The following is a 17,875-nucleotide window of genomic DNA, read 5'->3' as shown; positions in this document are numbered from 1 at the left end:
GGAAGGTGCCCGACTAGATGGATGCCGGGTCGACCTCGATGGTCCAGTCGATGCCCGAGGGCGCATTGAAGGTTGCCTGCCACTGCCAGAGAAAACGGTTCAGGGATGCCCTGCCGTCGGCCTCGACGAGCAACTGGGCGCGTTCGACATCCATCAGGCGCACGAGGGGCATGGGCACGGGATCGAAGACCCTGACATCCTCGGGAGCCATGCTGAAGCCTGACTTTGCGCAGGCGTTGAGGAAGTAGAGTGCCTCGGCGAGCGTCTTCGCCTGCGCCGTGACCAGTGCCTGATGGACAAAGGGAACGCACCAGTTTTCCTTGCGTTCCTCGACGAGAGACTCCGCAAAGCCCCTGTAGTCCTGCTTTTCCAGAGCGCCGAAAAGGGGGTCCTCGGGAAGCCGCGTCTGAATGACGACGCGCCCCTGATCGCCGTGGCGGCCGGCACGGCCCGCCACCTGCATCAGCGTGGCGAAGAGCCGCTCCTTGGCGCGCGCATCAGGACTCAGGATCTGGGCGTCGGAATTGAGAATGACGACCAGACCGACATTGTAGAAGTCGTGCCCCTTCGCGATCATCTGGGTGCCGACCAGAATGTCCACCTCTCCGCGGTGTACCTTGGCGAAGGCCTTTTCAGCCTCATGCTTGCGGGAGACACTGTCTCGGTCTATGCGAAGCACCTTGCGCTCGGGGAACCTCCGGCCGATCTCCTCCTCAAGACGCTCCGTGCCGATGCCTCGCGGCAGAATGTCGACATTGCCGCAAGAGGGACAGGCTTCAGGCACCTCCGTCTGCCAGCCGCAGTGGTGGCAGACCAGCGATCTGGAAGACTTGTGGAAGACGGAGAAGGTGGAGCAGCGCCTGCACGTGCTCACCCAGCCGCAGGCGGGGCATGACAGCACGGGCGAGTAACCTCGCCTGTTGAGAAACACAAGCACCTGACGGCCGGCTTCCAGACAACGGCTCATGGCTGCGCACGCCTCATCGGAGAGCGCCTCGCCCGAGCCACGCCTCGGCGGCTCGATGAGCTCGATGGCAGGCAGCAGGGCATTCTGCACGGCGCGCTGATGAAGCTCAAGAAGCCTGTAGCCGCCAGACTGTGCCTTGACCCAGCTTTCAATCGAAGGCGTGGCAGAGCCTAGCACGACGGGAATCCCGTTCCTGTGGGCTCGCCAGACGGCAAGGTCTCGGGCCGAGTATCGAAGTCCGTCCCCCGCCTTGAACGACTGGTCATGCTCCTCGTCGACGATGACGAGGGAAAGCTTGCGGAAGCTGGAGAAGACCGACATGCGCGTGCCAACGAGCACGCGGGCGCGCCCCTCGTGTACGGCAAGCCAGGAGCGCGCGCGCTCCATGTCCGCCAGATCTGAGTTGAGCGTCACGACGCTCTCGCCGGGAAAGCGTGATCGCACGCGGCCCTCGAGTTGGGGCGTCAGATTGATTTCCGGTACGAGCAGGAGGACCTGAGCCTCGGGATCACGGGCAAGAACCCGCTCCATGATGTGAAGATAGACTTCGGTCTTGCCCGACCCCGTCACGCCGAACAGAAGGAAGGGGCTGTAGCCGGAAGCCGTCGAGACGGCCTCCACCGCCGCACTCTGTTCGTCGTTGAGCGCGGGCTTCGGCCCTGCCTCGCCTGCGGGCTCCGGCAGCTTCTTCAGCTTTTCGAGCTGGTTCTGATGCCTCACGCCGGGAATGCGGCGGAAGAAGACGGGAAGCGTCGGCACGGCCGCCTCGCCCCATGAGCGGATGTAGTAGCCCGCGGCAAAGCGGGTCAGCGCCAACCACTCCTCGGTCATGGGCGCGGAGTCGCGCAGGACGGCCTTGATCTGCCTGACCCTGTTCTCCGCGAAATCGGCGGCCGCCCGAAGCCCCGCCACGATGCCCACGACGTTCCGCGTGCGCAGGCCCACGACGACGCGGTCCCCCACTGCAACGAGCATGTCCGCCGGCACGGCATAGTCAAGCAGCCCGAGCCCCGGCGTGTCCACCATCACCTTTGCATAAAGATCGCCCGCTTCCTTTGTCATCGCCTCTGGCCCGCCCCTTGAAGAAATGTGGATAATCTTGTGGACAATTTTCCGAGCTTTTTCCTAAAAACCTGTCCAAATCCATTGTTCGCGCCACTATCTGTTCAATAGGCATCCCCTAACGGGACTGTCCTGCAGTCCATTAAAAGACAAAGGCGCCAAGACATCTTTCGTCTTGAGCGCCTTTGCAACGACTCGCACAGTTGAAAAAAGCTGTGCATAACCCTATCGAGAATCAGTGATAGCGTCGGCTATATTCGTGAACTTCGTCGACCAGGATCTGAACGTTTTCAATCGGCGTGAACTGGTTGATGCCGTGTCCGAGATTGAAGACATGGCCGCCATTGCCAATCATACCGAAGCCGTCCATGACCTTGCGTGCCTCGGCGCGGATTGTCTCCTCGGGGCCGAAGAGGGCGAGCGGGTCCATGTTGCCCTGAAGGGCGACCTTGTCCTCAACGACGCGACGTGCACGGGTCATGTTGACCGTCCAGTCGAGGCCGACCGCATTGCAGCCGGAGGCCGCGATTTCGGAGAGCCATTCGCCGCCGCCCTTCGTGAAGACGATGGACGGAACAACCTCGCCCTCGTTTTCGCGAACGAGGCTGTCGAGCACCTGGCGGGTGTAGCGCAGAGAGAAGCGCTGGAAGTCGCCGTCGGCGAGCATGCCGCCCCAGGTGTCGAAAATCTGAACGGCCTGAGCGCCTGCGGCGATCTGGGCGTTCAGATACGTGGCAACGGCCTTGGCGTTGACGTCAAGCACGCGCTCGAGCAGGTCGGGGCGCTGGTACATCATGGTCTTGACCGTACGGAAGTCGCGGCTGCCGCGGCCTTCGATCATGTAGCAGGCAAGCGTGAAGGGAGAGCCGGAGAAGCCGATCAGGGGGACTCGGTTGTTGAGGGCCTTGCGGATCGACGTCACGGCGTCCATGACGTAGCGGAGCTCCTTGTCGGATTCAGGCACGTAGAGCTTGGCAACGGCCTCCTCGCTCTGAACGGGATGGTCGAACACGGGACCCTCGCCGGCCACGAAGTGCAGGCCGAGGCCCATGGCATCGGGAACCGTCAGAATGTCGGAAAAAAGGATGGCCGCGTCGAGACCGTAACGGTCGATCGGCTGCAGCGTCACTTCCGTAGCGTAATCGGGGTTCATGGCGAGGCCCATGAAACTGCCCGCGCGCGCACGGGTTTCGCAATACTCCGGCAGATAGCGGCCGGCCTGACGCATCAGCCACACGGGGGTAAAATCGGTTTTTTCACGCTTGAGCGCACGCAAAAAGCAATCGTTGATCGGTTTCATGGTTCCCACTTAGAAACGGAAGAAATACAAAAGAGCTAGACATGCCCGCCAACCCAGAGTCCCCTTTCACGAACACCAGCTGGCTGACGACCGGCAAGAACAACGCCCCCGTCATCGCAGTGCACGCGCAACCGGGCGCCAAGCGGACTGCCGTCGTCGGCGTTCACGGCGACAGGCTCAAGATCGCCCTGGCCTCTCCTCCTGTGGACGGCAAGGCCAACGCGACGCTGATCAAGTACCTCTCCAAGGGGCTGGGCGTCTCCAAGAGCTCCGTGCGTCTGCTGAGCGGCGACACGAGCCGTGAAAAACGAATAGAAGTCGTCGGCCTTTCGACCGACGACCTTCTGGAAGCCTTGAAGAAGCTCTTGTCCGACGGTTAGCGGACGATGAGGACCGGGCGGTCGACCTGATGCAGGACCTTCTGGGTTTCGCTGCCCAGCAGGAACGAGCCGATGGAGCCGAGACCGCGGCTGGCCATCACGATGAAGGACACGTCGTGGCGGACGGCGCAGGCCAGCACGCCCTTCCAGATGGCGTCTGCATGCTCGGCAACCACTTCGCACGGGACGCCCTTTTCGGCAGCCTTGCGGCTGATGGCGGCCAGCCGGTCGCGGACGGCGGCATCCTCGGCCTCAAAACCACCGGTCGGGGCCTCGCCGACGACCGAAGTCATGCCGATGAGTTCGCCGCCGAGCTGCTTCGTCAGATCGATGGCCGTATCAATCGCCTTGTCACTCAAATTAGACCCGTCTGTAGTTACCAGTACCTTAACGCCAGCCATGCTGACCTCCTGATTGAATCAAATACCTTTGTTCTCAAGCGCTTGGTTACGCATCAGATAATCGTACCTGCATCCAGCAGCCGACTGACCTGCATCCCTGCGCTTTCTTGATTTTGAACATAAAAAAAGGGCGGTATTTGAACAATACCACCCTTTTTGGCAGAAACAACGTTCGCTTAACGCTGCTGACGAATCTTCTTGATTGCCACGATCTGAGCGGCCAGAGCGGCCATCTCGGCTTCGAGGCGGGCAATCTCGATTTCGCCCGTTGCATTCTGACGCTGTGCGCGGGCATCTTCAAGAGCCTTGGCAGCCTTGGCCTCGTCGAGGTCATTGCTGCGGACGGCCGTATCAGCCAGCACAGTCACCAGATCGGGCTGAACTTCAAGCACGCCACCAGCCACAAACACCTGTTCCACTTCCTTCTTGCCCGGCAGATGAATGCGGACAAAACCGGGGCGGATCAGCGTGATGAGGGGCACGTGCCCAGGCAGAATACCCAATTCGCCAGACTTACCGGGCAGCGAAACGAGCTCGGCGTCACCGGAGAAGATGGACTCTTCCGCGCTAACGACGTCGACTTTGATAGTAGCCATGTTAGTTGCTCCGTTGTCGGGCGCTTGACAGGGCCGATCTTGCGACCGGCCTCAGGCAAGCATTACTTCAGGGTCTTCGCCTTTTCAAAGGCTTCGTCGATGGTACCGACCATGTAGAAGGCCTGTTCGGGAAGTTCGTCGCATTCGCCTTCAACAATCATCTTGAAGCCGCGGATCGTTTCCTTGAGCGGAACGTACTTGCCGGGAGCACCGGTAAACACTTCAGCAACGTGGAACGGCTGGGAGAGATAGTTCTGGATCTTGCGAGCGCGCATAACCGTCAGCTTGTCTTCCGGAGCGAGTTCGTCCATACCGAGAATGGCGATGATGTCGCGGAGTTCCTTGTAGCGCTGGAGCGTTTCCTGAACACGACGGCAGATGGAGTAGTGCTCTTCGCCGATGATGTTCGGGTCGACCTGGCGGGACGTGGAGTCAAGCGGGTCAACGGCCGGGTAGATACCAAGGGCAGCGATGTCACGAGACAGCACGACCGTGGCGTCCAAGTGGCCGAAGGTGGTAGCCGGAGACGGGTCGGTCAAGTCGTCAGCAGGCACGTAAACGGCCTGAATGGACGTAATGGAACCGGTCTTCGTGGAAGCAATACGTTCCTGAAGCTTACCCATTTCTTCAGCAAGCGTCGGCTGGTAGCCCACGGCGGACGGCATACGGCCGAGCAGAGCGGACACTTCCGTACCGGCAAGGGTATAACGGTAGATGTTGTCGATGAAGAGCAGGATGTCGCGGCCTTCGTCACGGAAGGCTTCGGCCATCGTAAGGCCCGTCAGAGCAACGCGGAGACGGTTTCCCGGGGGTTCGTTCATCTGACCGAACACCATGGCCACCTTGTCGAGAACGTGGGACTCTTCCATTTCGTGGTAGAAGTCGTTACCTTCACGGGTACGTTCACCGACGCCGGCAAACACGGAGTAACCACCGTACTGCTTGGCGATGTTGTTGATGAGCTCCATCATGTTGACGGTCTTGCCCACACCGGCACCGCCGAAGAGGCCGACCTTGCCGCCCTTGGCGAACGGGCAGATAAGGTCAATAACCTTAATGCCGGTTTCGAGAAGTTCAACGGACGGGGAGAGTTCGTCGAACTTCGGGGCCGGACGATGAATCGGGCGAACTTCTTCAGCGCCGATGTCGCCGCAGTCGTCGATCGGGCGACCGAGCACGTCCATAATGCGGCCCAGGGTCTTGGGACCAACCGGGACGGAGATTTCATGGCCGGTGCTCTTGACCTTCATGCCGCGCTGCAGGCCTTCAGAAGAGCCCATGGCAATGGTACGCACCACGCCGTCGCCCAACTGCTGCTGCACTTCGAAGGTCAGGCCCTCTTCAGCCAGGGGATTGCTTTCATCCTTTTCAAGGACGAGAGCTTCGTAAACCTTAGGCATGGCATCACGGGCGAACTCAATGTCAACCACGGCGCCAATGACCTGAACGATCTGTCCGATACTCATGGGTTTTCCTCAGTTATCGATACTTAAGACACGGCGGCGGCACCACCGACGATTTCGGTGATTTCCTTCGTAATGCCGGCCTGACGGGTCTTGTTATAAACGAGCTGCAGCTCTTCGATGAGCTTCTTGGCGTTGTCCGAAGCGGCCTTCATGGCCACCATGCGGGCGCTCTGTTCAGAAGCCATATTTTCTGCAACTGCTTGGTAAATCAAAGCTTCGACGTAACGCTTCAGAAGCGCGTCGAGAACGGTTTCGGCGTCGGGCTCGTAGAGATAGTCCCACGAGTGATCACGCTTGTCAGCCGCATCAAGATGGCTGTCCGTAAGCGGCAGAATCTGCTCGACCACGGGCACCTGCTTCATGGCGTTAACAAAACGGGAATAGGCCAGATGCACAGAATCCACCTTGCCTTCGACGTAAGCCTGAATCTGGATGCGGATGGCACCGATCAGACGGTCGAGGTTCGGGCGGTCGCCAAGCTGGACGGCCTGGCTAACCACATTGGCCTGAAGGCGCTGGAGGAAGCCTAACCCCTTGTTACCGAGAGCGGTGGCTTCAATGGAGTAGCCTTCCGCGCTCCAGTCCTTGATCTTGTGCAGAACAAGGCGCTGAATGTTGGTATTCAGGGGGCCGGCAAGCCCCTTGTCGGTCGTCACGAGAATGAGACCAATCTTCTTGGTGCCTTCATGCTTAACGAGGAACGGATGCTTGTATTCGCTGTTCGCACGGGCAAGATGCGAGCAGATCACTCGAATCTTGTCACCGTACGGACGGGCCGCAAACATCCGGTCCTGCGCCTTGCGCATCTTCGAGGCCGCAACCATCTCCATCGCCTTGGTGATCTTGCGCGTGTTTTGCACGCTCTTGATCTTTCCGCGAATTTCCTTTGTACTGGGCATGGGATATGGGTCCTCTTGGATTTGTTAACGCTTAGTAAGCACCGCTCTTCTTGAACGACTCGATAGCAGCCTTGAGCTGGGCATCGACGTCCTTGGAGAGTTCCTTCTTGGCTTCGATCGTTTCGATCAGGTCAGCATGGTGCGTCTTGAGGTATTCACGCATGCCGCGTTCGACACGAAGCGCGTCAGCAACAGCCACGTCGTCGTAGGCACCCATGTTCACGGCGTAAAGCACGAGAGCTTCTTCCCAAACCTGAAGCGGCTGGTACTGCGGCTGCTTCATGAGTTCGGTAACGACACGACCGCGTTCGAGCTGCTTGCGGGTAACATCGTCGAGGTCAGAGGCGAACTGAGCAAAGGCAGCGAGTTCACGGTACTGAGCCAGGGCAAGACGGACACCACCGCCGAGCTTCTTGATGATCTTCGTCTGAGCGGCACCACCGACTCGGGACACGGAAATACCCGGGTTGATGGCGGGACGGATACCGGCGTTGAAGAGGTCGGTTTCAAGGAAGATCTGACCGTCGGTAATGGAAATCACGTTGGTCGGAACGAAGGCGGTAACGTCGCCAGCCTGCGTTTCAATGATCGGCAGAGCCGTCATGGAACCGGTCTTGCCCGTAACCTTGCCTTCCGTGAAGCGTTCGACGTAAACCGGGTTCACGCGAGCGGCACGTTCGAGCAGACGGCTGTGCAGGTAGAAGACGTCGCCAGGGTAGGCTTCGCGTCCCGGCGGACGGCGGAGCAGCAGGGAAATCTGACGGTAGGCCCAAGCCTGCTTCGTCAAGTCGTCATAGACAATCAGGGAGTCTTCACCGCGGTCGCGGAAGTATTCACCCATCGTGGCGCCGGCGTACGGAGCGATGTACTGCATGGCGGCGGATTCGGAAGCCGTGGCGGCAACGACGATGGTGTATTCCATGGCGCCGCTTTCTTCGAGCTTGCGAACGACGTTGGCGATCGTGGAGGCCTTCTGGCCGATGGCAACGTACACGCAGGTAAGGTTCTTGCCCTTCTGGTTGATGATCGTGTCGATGGCGACGGCGGTCTTACCACACTGGCGGTCGCCAATGATGAGTTCGCGCTGGCCGCGGCCGATCGGGATCATGGAGTCAACGGACTTCAAGCCCGTCTGAACCGGCTGGGAAACGGACTGGCGGTCGATAACGCCGGGAGCAACCTTTTCGACGACGTCGAAGAGTTCCGTGTTGATCGGACCCTTGCCGTCGATCGGCTGACCGAGAGCGTTCACAACGCGGCCGATAAGTTCCGGACCAACGGGAACGGAAAGAATCTTGCCGGTCGTCTTGACCAGGTCGCCTTCGGAAATGTGTTCGTAGGAACCGAGAATAACGGCACCGACGGAGTCACGTTCGAGGTTGAGGGCGAGGCCATACGTATTGCCGGGGAATTCCAGCATTTCGCCCTGCATCACGTCGCTAAGACCGTGAACACGGCAGATACCGTCGGTCACCGACACGACGGTGCCCTGGGTACGAAGATCTGCGGAAACGCCGAGGCCTTCGATACGCTTCTTCAGCAGATCGCTGATTTCACTGGGATTGAGTTGCATCTTACAGCTCCGAATGTTTTTAAGCGGTGAGCGTCGTCTTCATCTGAGCGAGACGAGCGCGAATCGAACCGTCAAGAAGTTTGTCGCCGATACGAATGCAAACGCCGCCGATCAGTTCGGGATTGATGGAAACGATCGGGTGGAGTTTGAGGCCGGGGAACTTCTTGGCAAGCGACTCAAGCAGGCTGTCGAGCTCAGCGGCGCTAAGCTCAAAGGCCGACTCGATGTAGGCATCGGCAATGCCTTCGGAAGAATTCTTCAGCTCACGAAACTGACGGGCGATCTCCGGGAAAGCTTCCAGACGACCGTTTTCGATGACCACGCGCAGCATGTTCGCGACTTCCTTCGGGAGGTTGTTGCCGCAAAGTTCCGCAATCAGGTCGCAGAGTTGATCGTCAGTCAGCTTCGGATCGCCAACCAGCGTGGCGACTTCAGGATTCTTAGTCAGGGAAGCGAGAGCTTCGATGACTTCAAGATCCTGGGCCACATCTTCAGCGCCGGCATTACGGTCTTTCAAAGCCTTCATCAGGCCTTGTGCGTAGGGGCGCGCAATCGTCGAAAGTTCAGCCATAGTTAGAGCTTCGCCTTCAATTGTTCAAGCATGGCGGCGTGAACGGTCTTGTCGACCTCACGGGCCAGGATCTGCTCAGCACCGGCAACGGCAAGAGCAGCCACTTCGTTACGAAGCGCTTCACGAGCACGCTGCATTTCCTGAGCAGCTTCAGCACGAGCATTCTCGATGATGCGGTCGGCTTCGACCTGAGCCTGAGCTTTGGCTTCATCGACGATACTCTGAGCACGCTTTTCACCGTCAGAAACAATGGTGGTGGCACGGGCGCGGGCGTCGGCTTCGATGGCCTTGCCCTGCTCGGTCGCGATAGCCAGAGCCTTCTCACCCTTGTTAGCGGCAGAGAGACCATCGGCGATCTTCTTCTGACGCTCTTCAATCGCGTGGATCAGCGGCGGCCAGATGTACTTCATGGTGATCCAGGCACCAAGGAAGAACACGACCATCTGTAAAAACAGAGAGGCATTAATGTTCATTATTGAACCCCGTTACGTTGACCGCCCTCTCGCCCTTCTAGCGTTCAAGCAGGGCAGTCAACGGCGTCATTAAAAGAAAAGACGTTTTATTTTCGCGGCACCAAATTAGCCGACGAACGGGTTGGCAAAGGCGAACATCATGGCGATACCGACACCGATAAGGAAGGCAGCGTCGATAAGACCGGCGAGAAGGAACATCTTCGTCTGGAGCGGTTCCATCAGCTCGGGCTGGCGGGCGGCGGATTCGAGGTACTTGGCACCCATGATGGCGATGCCGAGACAGGCACCGATGGCGCCGAGACCGATGATGAGACCGCAAGCGAGAGCGACGAGAGCGACGTTGGTCATTTTAAAAAACTCCTGAATTTAAAAAGAGGGAGTAAAGGAAAAAAGAGATTAGTGGCTGCTGTGGGCCTGACCGATGTAGACGAGCGTCAACATCATGAAGATGAAGGCCTGAAGCAGAACAATCAGGACATGGAAAAGCCACCAGACCAAACCTGCGAAGACTTGACCAATACCAGCACTAACAGTCCCAATGGAACTGAGTTCGAGAGCGAAACCGCCGAGAAGCGCCAGCAGGAAGAACAGCAATTCACCAGCATACATGTTGCCGAAGAGTCGCATGCCGAGCGAGACGAACTTGGCGAGGTACTCAATGATGTTCAACAGGAAGTTGAACGGCCAGAGAGCGGGATGACTGCCGAAAGGCGCAGTAAACAGTTCATGCACGAAGCCGCCGAGGCCCTTGACCTTCACGCCGTAGTAGAAGAGAAGGAGGAGCACGCCCAACGACATGCCGAGCGGGCCGTTGAGGTCAGCAGTCGGCAACGGACGGAGATGATCGAGGCCGATCAGACCAGCAATCGCGGGGAACAGGTCAACCGGAATCAAGTCGATGGAGTTCATCAACGCGACCCAGCAGAACACGGTTAAAGCCAGCGGAGCCACGAAGGTGCGGTCGCCGTGCACGATGTTCTTGGCCTGGTTGTTGACCATTTCCACCAGCATTTCGACTGCACACTGCATCTTTCCGGGGACACCGGAAGTAGCCTTCTTAGCACCGGCTCGCAGAAGGAAGAACATGACAGCCAGCATCAACACGGAGAAGAAGATGGTGTCGTAGTTCACGATAGAAAAATCAACAACGGACCCCTGATGCGCGGAAGCCAGGTGGGCCATGTGATGTTTAATATACTCAGTAGCGGTAAGGGCTTCTGCTGCCATGGATACCGATCCTTAATGTCTCTTGAACAGCACGATGAAGTAACTGTTCGCCACCGCAATTATCGTGAAGATAAAGGCGGGCCAATGAAGGTTTTCGTAGTACCCGACCATCAGCCCCAAAAGAAGCACGACAACCAGGATCTTGACAAACTCCCCTCCGAGCACTGCGACAGCACTTGGGCTGTACGCCGTCAAAAATTTCGGCAGCACCAAAAACAACGCGAGGAGCGTCGTCGGGACCGCGTAAGCGAGCCCCGCCATCAGTGCCGTGTAGGCTGCATCCTGCCCTACGAAAAAAGCAGAAACAACAGTTACAAGAAATACGATGACATACTGCGCAAGGGAAATGCGCATCATATCAGAAATGGCGTACATACTTGCGGTTGTTCGTTGGGTTTTCAGTCGGATCGAATTCTAAGTTTTGTCTTAAATACATACAACTCACCAAACGGGGAACACTCCTACCTCGTTATGGGTATGCTCTATAGAATTTATCTATTAAGCACGAAGTCGCCTAAGCCCTTCGACTTAATGGCCCTGCTGTTGGATCCGGTGTACGATGCCCTCGAGCTGGTCGAGATTGGTAAATTCAATCACGATCCTGCCCTTGCCCTTCGAGTTGGCGGAGAGCTTCACGACGGCACCGAGCGTTTCGGCGAGCGACTCCTCGAGTCGAATGTCGTCGCGGGTCTTGACCACGAACTTCTGACGAACGGGTTGCTTTTCCTTCATCCGACGGATCAAGTCTTCAGTTTGACGCACCGACAGCGCTTTGGCAACCACTTCTTTCGCGGCCAGCACCTGTTCGGCGGCATCAAGCGCGAGAAGCGCACGCGCATGTCCCATCTCGAGCTTGCGCTCCTTCAGCATGGCCTTCACTTCAGGCGTCAGCGTCAGAAGGCGAAGAAGGTTCGTCGTTGCGGTGCGCGAACGGCCGACGGCTTCGGCCGCCTGTTCATGCGTGTAGTCGCACTCGTCAATGAGGCGCTGGATGCCTGCCGCCTCCTCGAGAGGATTCAGGTCCTCACGCTGCATGTTCTCGATGAGCGCCATGGCGAGTGCCTGGGTCTGATCCACCGTGCGGATGATGACGGGAACCTCTTCGAGGCCCGCCATGCGGGCGGCGCGGAAGCGGCGCTCGCCGGCGATGATTTCGTAGCCCTCGTCCGCAGGACGGACGATGATCGGGCTGATGATGCCCTGCTGGCGAATGGAGTCAGCCAGCTCCTGAAGCCCCTCTTCCGTCATGGTGCTGCGCGGCTGAGTGCTGCCAGGGCGCAGCTCGTCAAGCTTCACCGTTTCAAGGCGCTTGTCATCACCGTCCTCTTCGGAGAGGCCGCTCACGTCGAAGTCGTCATAAATGGCGCCCAGACCGCGGCCGAGGCCTCCAAGTTTCTTTGCCGTCACGTTTTCTCCCGTTGAATTACTTGTGCTTCTTTTCCATGCGCTCGATGAGTTCTTCCGCACAGGCCATGTAGGCCTTGGCACCCTTGCTCGAGCGGTCGTAGACGACGCCGGGCAGGCCGTAGCTCGGCGCCTCGGCAAGCCTCACGTTGCGCGGAATGATGGTCTTGAAGACCTTGTCGCCGAAATGCTCCTCAAGCTGCGTGCTCACCTGCTGCTGGAGCGTGATGCGCGTGTCGAACATCACGCGCAGAAGCGCCACGATGCGCAGGTTCTTGTTCTTCTCGGCACGAACGCGCTTGACGCTGCCCACGAGGTCGGTAAGCCCCTCGAGCGCATAGTATTCGCACTGCATCGGAATGATGACGCCGTCAGCCGCGCACAGCGCGTTGAGCGTCAGCATCGACAGGCTCGGCGGACAGTCGATGAGCACATAGTCGTACTTGTCGAGCTCGGGCTCGAGCGCCTTCTTGAGGCGCACGTCTCGATGATCAAGCCCCACGAGCTCCACCTCGGCACCCGCCAGCTCGCGATTGGCAGGCAGAACGTCAAAGCCGCCCTCAGCCGAATGGCAGACAGCCTGCTCGAAGCTCGCGATGCCGAGCAGCACCTCGTAGATCGAACCCTTCAGGTCGCGCTTTTCGATGCCGCAGCCCATCGTGCCGTTGCCCTGGGGGTCAAGGTCGATGAAGAGCACCCTGCGTCCCTTCAAGGCGAGGGCGCCTGCAAGATTGACGGCGGTCGTCGTCTTGCCGACCCCTCCTTTCTGATTAGCGATACAAAAGATTTGCGCCATAAGTTCGTCGTCCAAACGTCGTGCGGTCCGCTGACCTTCGGTTGTCTCAAATGTCTAATAGTAATGCGCGGCCGTCATCCGCAAGAATGCTCACTTGACCGCAGCTGCGGCGGCTGTCGCCTGCGCGCTGAGCTCCAACCAGAGTTCGGAGAAACCCTGCCAGAAAATGGCGACGCCCAGACAGATCAGGATGAAGGCGAAGATTCGCGCCAGCGCGTCTGCGCCCGCCACGCCGACCGCCTTGTTCAGACGGTCGCTGTAACGATAGCAGACCCAGATGACCGCCACCGTTGCAACCGTCGCCACAAACGTGCCGGCGATGTGCCCGAGGTCTCGCGGCAGACTGGTGCTCACGGCCACGGACACGGCAATCGCACCGGGTCCCGTCGTGAGCGGCAGCGTAAAGGGGTAGAAGGCCATGGACTTGAGCTTCGCGCGGGACAGCGCGGGGCGCTCCTCCGTCGTCTCCTCCTGCGTCGGCGCATTCAGGGCAGTCCAGCCTGCGGCGAAAAGCACGCAGCCGCCCGCCATTCGAAGCACGCCGACGGAAATGCCGAAGAAGCTGAGAATCAGGTGTCCGCACGTCAGGCACACCAGCAGAATGATCAGGCAGTACAGGGCGATCCTGTTGGCAACGAACGCACGATCCCTGTCCGACAGGCTGGTTGTCAGCGTACAGAAGAACATTGCTCCGCTGAACGGATTGATGACGGGCAGGAATGTCGAGAATGCGAGTACGAAGGCACTGACGAAAGCGCTGGTCATGACAGTCTCCTAAATCTCTAGTTGACGGGCTTCATCACCACCAGATGGCGAGCCTCTCCAAGCCCGGGAACCTCCATGGGAAGCACCTCTGCGACGGATGCGTCGGCAGGCAGACAACTGATTTCATCCTCGGGCACGGCGCCCTTCATGGCCAGCCAGAGACCGTCCGGCTTGATGAGGTGGCGCGTCAGGTCCACAAAGTCCTGAAGATTCGCAAAGGCCCTGGACGTGATCAGGTCGTACTGGCCCGAAAGACGTTCGATTCGCGCATGGCGGGTCGAATAGTTCCTGAGTCCCAGCTCGATGGCGGCCTGAGTGAGAAAGGCCGTCTTCTTGCTGACGGCATCAACCGCCGTCACGCGAAGATCAGGCCTGAGAATGGCAAGCGGGATCGACGGTAGGCCGCCTCCGCTGCCGACGTCGAGCACGTTCACCGCATCAGGGCCGAGACGCTTCACGAACGGCACGAGCGCCGCCGAGTCCAGAAGATGATGCGTCAGGATCTCGTCATCGCGGCGAATGGCGGTCAGGTTGTAGACCTTGTTCCACTTCTGGAGCAGGCCCGCAAAGCGCATGAGTTGGTCCACCTGATCGACGGAGGCCTCAAGACCAAGCGTCGCGAGGCCTTCCTCCAGGCGTGGCTGAAAATCAAACATTGCCTTTTTCCTTGGCTTGAGTGCCCTTGTCCTTCACATAGTAGTAGCGGCGCTTCAAATGCACCAGCAGCAGCGAGACCGCAGCCGGCGTCACGCCGGAGATGCGGGAGGCCTGCCCGATCGTCTCGGGACTGATCGACTTGAGCTTCTGTCGAACCTCGAAGCTGAGCCCCGGCACGCTGTCGTAGTCGAGCTCGGCGGGAATCTTCAGCGTCTCGTTGGCCAGCGTGCGCTCGATCTCCGCCTTCTGACGAGAGATGTAGCCTGAATACTTTACTTCCGTTTCGGCCTGGAACAGCTCGTCATCCGAGAAGTCCTCCAGAGGCAGGACGGGAGCACCGTCCGTCTTCGTCATGCCCGCAACGGCCTTGAGAGTGACGCCGGGGCGGGTGGCCAGAGCGTGAAGCGAGTATTCGCGCTCCATGTCGGTGCCGAGCACGCGGTTCATCTCCTCGGAAGTGAAGAGCTTCGGATTGACCCACGTGTCCTTCAGGCTCTGCATCAGGCGGGCGACGTTCTCCTGCTTGCGGCAGAAGTAGGCCCAGCGTTCGTCATCGACGAGGCCGAGACGTCGCCCTTCCTCCGTCAGGCGCACGTCGGCGTTGTCCTCACGCAGGCTCAGACGGTATTCGGCGCGGCTAGTAAACATGCGGTAGGGCTCCGTCACGCCGCGAGTCGTCAGATCGTCGACCATCACGCCGAGATAGGCCTGATCGCGGCGGGCCGTCCAGGAGCCTTCGCCGCGCGCGTAGAGCGCGGCATTGAGACCGGCGAGAAGCCCCTGTGCGGCGGCCTCTTCGTAACCCGTCGTGCCGTTGATCTGACCGGCAAAGAAGAGGCCGGGCATGGCCTTCGTCTCCATGCTGGTCTTGAGGCCGCGCGGATCGTAGAAGTCGTATTCAATCGCATAGCCCGGACGCAGCAGATGCGCGTGCTCAAGGCCGGGCATGTTGTGGACGATGTCGAGCTGGACGTCGAAGGGCAGGCTCGTTGAGATGCCGTTCGGATACCACTCGTTGACATGCAGACCTTCGGGCTCAAGGAACACCTGATGGCTGTCCTTGTCGGCGAAGCGCTTCACCTTGTCCTCGATGGACGGACAGTAGCGCGGGCCGATGCCGTGGATGACGCCCGTGTACATGGGCGAGCGGTCGAGGTTGGCCAGAATGATGTCATGAACTTTCTGGTTCGTGCGCGTGATCCAGCAGGGCACCTGCCTCGGATGTTCCGGAGCGGGCTTGAGCAGCGAAAACTGCGGCACGGGATCAAGGTCACCCCACTGCTCCTCGCACTTGCTGAAGTCGATCGTACGGCCGTCGATTCGGGCGGGCGTGCCCGTCTTGAGACGGCCCTGAGGCATTCCGAGCTCCTTGAGGCGCTCCGCCAGACGGACGCTCGCGGGATCGCCGACGCGGCCCGCCTGATAGTGCTCAAGGCCGATGTGCACCATGCCGTTGAGGAAGGTGCCCGCGCAAAGCACGACAGCCTGCGCGCTGAAACAGAAGCCCGTCTGGGTCACGATGCCCGCAACGCGGCCGTTTTCGACGATCAGGTCATCAACGGCCTGCTGGAAGACGCTGAGGTTCTCCTGGCCTTCAATGCGCTCGCGCATGGCGCGGCGGTAAAGCTGACGGTCGATCTGGGCGCGGGTGGCCTGAACGGCGGCACCCTTGGAGCCGTTGAGAATGCGGAACTGAATGCCGGCCTCGTCAGTCACGACGCCCATGGCGCCGCCCATGGCGTCAAGTTCCTTGACGAGATGACCCTTGCCGATGCCGCCGATGGACGGATTGCAGGAGAGTTGGCCGATCGTTTCAACGTTGTGCGTCACGAGCAGCGTGCGGCGGCCCATGCGCGCGGCGGCAAGCGCGGCTTCCGCGCCTGCATGGCCGCAGCCGACCACGATGACCTCAAATTTTTCGGGGTACAGCATTTATTTTCCAATACAGAACTTACTAAAAATCATGCCGAGGATGTCTTCGGTCGTCGTTTCGCCGAGGATCTCTCCAAGCGCGCGGCTCGCGAGGCGAAGCTCTTCCGCCACCAGTTCGGGCATGGGATCGCAGTCGATGAGAAGGAGGGCGCGGGAGACATGCTCCGCCGCCGTCTTCAGGCACTGCAGATGGCGTTCGCGCGCCATGAAGACGCCGTCCGTCGTCGCCGCCATGCCGACCACCTCGAGAAGACGGGCCTTGAGTTCGGACAGGCCGACTCCCTGTTTGGCGGAAATGGCGATCTCGCCGCCGGAGGCAGCCGACTCGCAAAGATCGACCTTGTTGTTCACGGTGATGAGGGGCACGCCGTGGCGGACCTCCTTCAGAACCTTGTCCAAAACCTCCGTGTCGTCCCTGATGAGGCCGGAGGCGTCCTTGAGATGCAACACGACGTCCGCCTTGCGGATCTCGACCAACGTGCGTTCGATGCCCTTGCTTTCGACGACATCGTCCGTCGTGCGAATGCCTGCCGTGTCCACCATCTTGACGGGCACGCCATTGAGCGAAACCCAGTGCTCGATGCGGTCGCGGGTCGTGCCGGGGATGTCGGTGACGATGGCCACCTCCTCTTGGGCAAGCGCATTGAGCAGGCTCGACTTGCCGACATTGGGACTGCCCACGATGGCCACGGTCACGCCTTCACGCAGCACCTGCCCCTGACGAGCGTTCTCCAGAATGGCGCGGATGCCCGTTTCGGCCTGAACAAGGCGCGTGCGGACCTTTTCCGAACCGATGACGTCGATGTCCTCTTCTGGGAAGTCGAGCGTGGCCTCGATGAAGGCGCGAAGCTCCGTGATGTTGCCGTCGACGTCGCGGACGGCATTGGAGAACTCGCCGCTCAAAGAGCGTCCCGCCGCCTGAACGGCGGATTCGCTCACGGCATCAATCAGATCGGCCACAGCCTCCGCCTGAGTCAGGTCCATTCGGCCGTTCATGAATGCGCGGCGGGTGAATTCGCCGGGCTCGGCCATGCGAAGCCCGAGATCACGGCACTTCTCAAGGCAGGTGCGCATGATGAGGCTCAGAAGCACGGGACCGCCGTGCGCCTGAATTTCGAGGACGGACTCGCCCGTGTAGCTGTGGGGAGCGGGAAAGAGCAGCACGATTGCGCGGTCAAGCACCCCGCCGTCCGTTCCGAGAAAGGGCAGGAGATGGGCGTAGCGCGCCTTCAGGGTGCAGTTCTCCCCGAACAGGCGCCCGACGATCTGGGCTTCGAGCGCCTTGCCGAAGGACAGGCGCAGAATGCCGATGCCGCCGCGGCCCGCGGCCGTCGCAACGGCGATGATGGGATCTTTGTCGCTGTGGTGCATAAAGCTCTTTCCGAGGGTTGCCGACGTCAGGATCG

19 protein-coding genes are annotated in these 17,875 nt (G+C 59.8%); 1 reads left to right on the top strand and 18 read right to left on the bottom strand.

Annotation, left to right across the window (positions count from 1 at the left end; genetic code table 11):
* Positions 1 to 13 precede the first annotated feature (13 nt).
* Entirely contained in the window at positions 14 to 2,029 is a 2,016-nt protein-coding gene (gene priA, locus HMPREF9465_RS03530) for a replication restart helicase PriA (RefSeq protein WP_005434168.1), read from the bottom strand.
* Positions 2,030 to 2,264: 235 nt separating this feature from the next.
* The gene (gene hemE / locus HMPREF9465_RS03525; RefSeq protein ID WP_005434166.1) at positions 2,265 to 3,329 is read right to left on the bottom strand and encodes a uroporphyrinogen decarboxylase; all 1,065 of its coding nucleotides are present in this window, start codon (positions 3,327 to 3,329) and stop codon (positions 2,265 to 2,267) included.
* Between the two features lie 41 nt (positions 3,330 to 3,370).
* On the opposite strand from hemE, the gene HMPREF9465_RS03520 reads away from it, so the two are divergent.
* Complete coding sequence (locus HMPREF9465_RS03520) at positions 3,371 to 3,709, top strand: DUF167 domain-containing protein (protein ID WP_005434164.1); 339 nt, start codon at positions 3,371 to 3,373, stop codon at positions 3,707 to 3,709.
* On the opposite strand, the gene HMPREF9465_RS03515 is transcribed toward HMPREF9465_RS03520, so the two are convergent.
* The 16 genes from HMPREF9465_RS03515 to mnmE form a co-directional block, all read right to left on the bottom strand.
* A complete protein-coding gene (locus HMPREF9465_RS03515; RefSeq protein ID WP_005434162.1) occupies positions 3,706 to 4,110 on the bottom strand; it encodes a universal stress protein in 405 nt (134 codons plus the stop codon). The genes HMPREF9465_RS03520 and HMPREF9465_RS03515 overlap by 4 nt on opposite strands.
* Before the next feature lie 176 nt (positions 4,111 to 4,286).
* Positions 4,287 to 4,706 carry a F0F1 ATP synthase subunit epsilon gene (locus HMPREF9465_RS03510; protein WP_005434160.1) on the bottom strand — a complete coding sequence of 140 codons (420 nt, stop codon included), beginning with the start codon at positions 4,704 to 4,706 and terminating at the stop codon, positions 4,287 to 4,289.
* Positions 4,707 to 4,768: 62 nt separating this feature from the next.
* Positions 4,769 to 6,172, bottom strand: coding sequence for a F0F1 ATP synthase subunit beta (gene atpD / locus HMPREF9465_RS03505; RefSeq protein ID WP_005434158.1), 1,404 nt, complete (start codon positions 6,170 to 6,172; stop codon positions 4,769 to 4,771).
* A 23-nt stretch (positions 6,173 to 6,195) separates the two neighbouring features.
* On the bottom strand, positions 6,196 to 7,071 hold the full coding sequence (gene atpG / locus HMPREF9465_RS03500; RefSeq protein WP_005434157.1) for a F0F1 ATP synthase subunit gamma: 876 nt from the start codon (positions 7,069 to 7,071) through the stop codon (positions 6,196 to 6,198).
* 31 nt (positions 7,072 to 7,102) lie between these two features.
* Positions 7,103 to 8,644, bottom strand: a complete 1,542-nt coding sequence (gene atpA, locus HMPREF9465_RS03495; protein WP_005434156.1) for a F0F1 ATP synthase subunit alpha — start codon at positions 8,642 to 8,644, stop codon at positions 7,103 to 7,105.
* Positions 8,645 to 8,663: 19 nt separating this feature from the next.
* A complete protein-coding gene (locus HMPREF9465_RS03490) occupies positions 8,664 to 9,215 on the bottom strand; it encodes a F0F1 ATP synthase subunit delta (protein ID WP_005434155.1) in 552 nt (183 codons plus the stop codon).
* 2 nt (positions 9,216 to 9,217) lie between these two features.
* Positions 9,218 to 9,688, bottom strand: a complete 471-nt coding sequence (locus tag HMPREF9465_RS03485) for a F0F1 ATP synthase subunit B (protein ID WP_005434154.1) — start codon at positions 9,686 to 9,688, stop codon at positions 9,218 to 9,220.
* Positions 9,689 to 9,793: 105 nt separating this feature from the next.
* Positions 9,794 to 10,036 carry a F0F1 ATP synthase subunit C gene (gene atpE, locus HMPREF9465_RS03480; RefSeq protein ID WP_005434153.1) on the bottom strand — a complete coding sequence of 81 codons (243 nt, stop codon included), beginning with the start codon at positions 10,034 to 10,036 and terminating at the stop codon, positions 9,794 to 9,796.
* Positions 10,037 to 10,084: 48 nt separating this feature from the next.
* Positions 10,085 to 10,915: a F0F1 ATP synthase subunit A gene (gene atpB, locus HMPREF9465_RS03475; protein ID WP_005434152.1), complete on the bottom strand. Its 831-nt coding sequence runs from the start codon at positions 10,913 to 10,915 to the stop codon at positions 10,085 to 10,087.
* A gap of 12 nt (positions 10,916 to 10,927) precedes the next feature.
* Positions 10,928 to 11,290, bottom strand: a complete 363-nt coding sequence (locus HMPREF9465_RS03470) for an ATP synthase subunit I (RefSeq protein ID WP_005434151.1) — start codon at positions 11,288 to 11,290, stop codon at positions 10,928 to 10,930.
* A 153-nt stretch (positions 11,291 to 11,443) separates the two neighbouring features.
* Positions 11,444 to 12,322: a ParB/RepB/Spo0J family partition protein gene (locus HMPREF9465_RS03465; RefSeq protein ID WP_005434150.1), complete on the bottom strand. Its 879-nt coding sequence runs from the start codon at positions 12,320 to 12,322 to the stop codon at positions 11,444 to 11,446.
* 16 nt (positions 12,323 to 12,338) lie between these two features.
* Positions 12,339 to 13,115 (bottom strand): ParA family protein, encoded by a 777-nt coding sequence (locus HMPREF9465_RS03460; RefSeq protein ID WP_005434148.1) that lies wholly within the window; start codon positions 13,113 to 13,115, stop codon positions 12,339 to 12,341.
* A 90-nt stretch (positions 13,116 to 13,205) separates the two neighbouring features.
* The gene (locus HMPREF9465_RS03455) at positions 13,206 to 13,880 is read right to left on the bottom strand and encodes a MarC family protein (RefSeq protein WP_005434146.1); all 675 of its coding nucleotides are present in this window, start codon (positions 13,878 to 13,880) and stop codon (positions 13,206 to 13,208) included.
* Between the two features lie 17 nt (positions 13,881 to 13,897).
* A complete protein-coding gene (gene rsmG / locus HMPREF9465_RS03450; RefSeq protein WP_005434145.1) occupies positions 13,898 to 14,536 on the bottom strand; it encodes a 16S rRNA (guanine(527)-N(7))-methyltransferase RsmG in 639 nt (212 codons plus the stop codon).
* Positions 14,529 to 16,469, bottom strand: a complete 1,941-nt coding sequence (gene mnmG / locus HMPREF9465_RS03445; RefSeq protein WP_005434142.1) for a tRNA uridine-5-carboxymethylaminomethyl(34) synthesis enzyme MnmG — start codon at positions 16,467 to 16,469, stop codon at positions 14,529 to 14,531. The genes rsmG and mnmG overlap by 8 nt, the downstream gene beginning before the upstream one ends.
* Complete coding sequence (gene mnmE, locus HMPREF9465_RS03440; protein WP_005434140.1) at positions 16,470 to 17,840, bottom strand: tRNA uridine-5-carboxymethylaminomethyl(34) synthesis GTPase MnmE; 1,371 nt, start codon at positions 17,838 to 17,840, stop codon at positions 16,470 to 16,472.
* Positions 17,841 to 17,875 lie beyond the last annotated feature (35 nt).

Origin of the sequence: Sutterella wadsworthensis 2_1_59BFAA (genome assembly GCF_000297775.1) — a bacterium.
Classification (GTDB): domain Bacteria; phylum Pseudomonadota; class Gammaproteobacteria; order Burkholderiales; family Burkholderiaceae_F; genus Sutterella; species Sutterella wadsworthensis_A.
The sequence above is the reverse complement of the archived record's forward strand: the minus strand, read 5'-3'. Positions and strand labels throughout refer to the sequence as shown.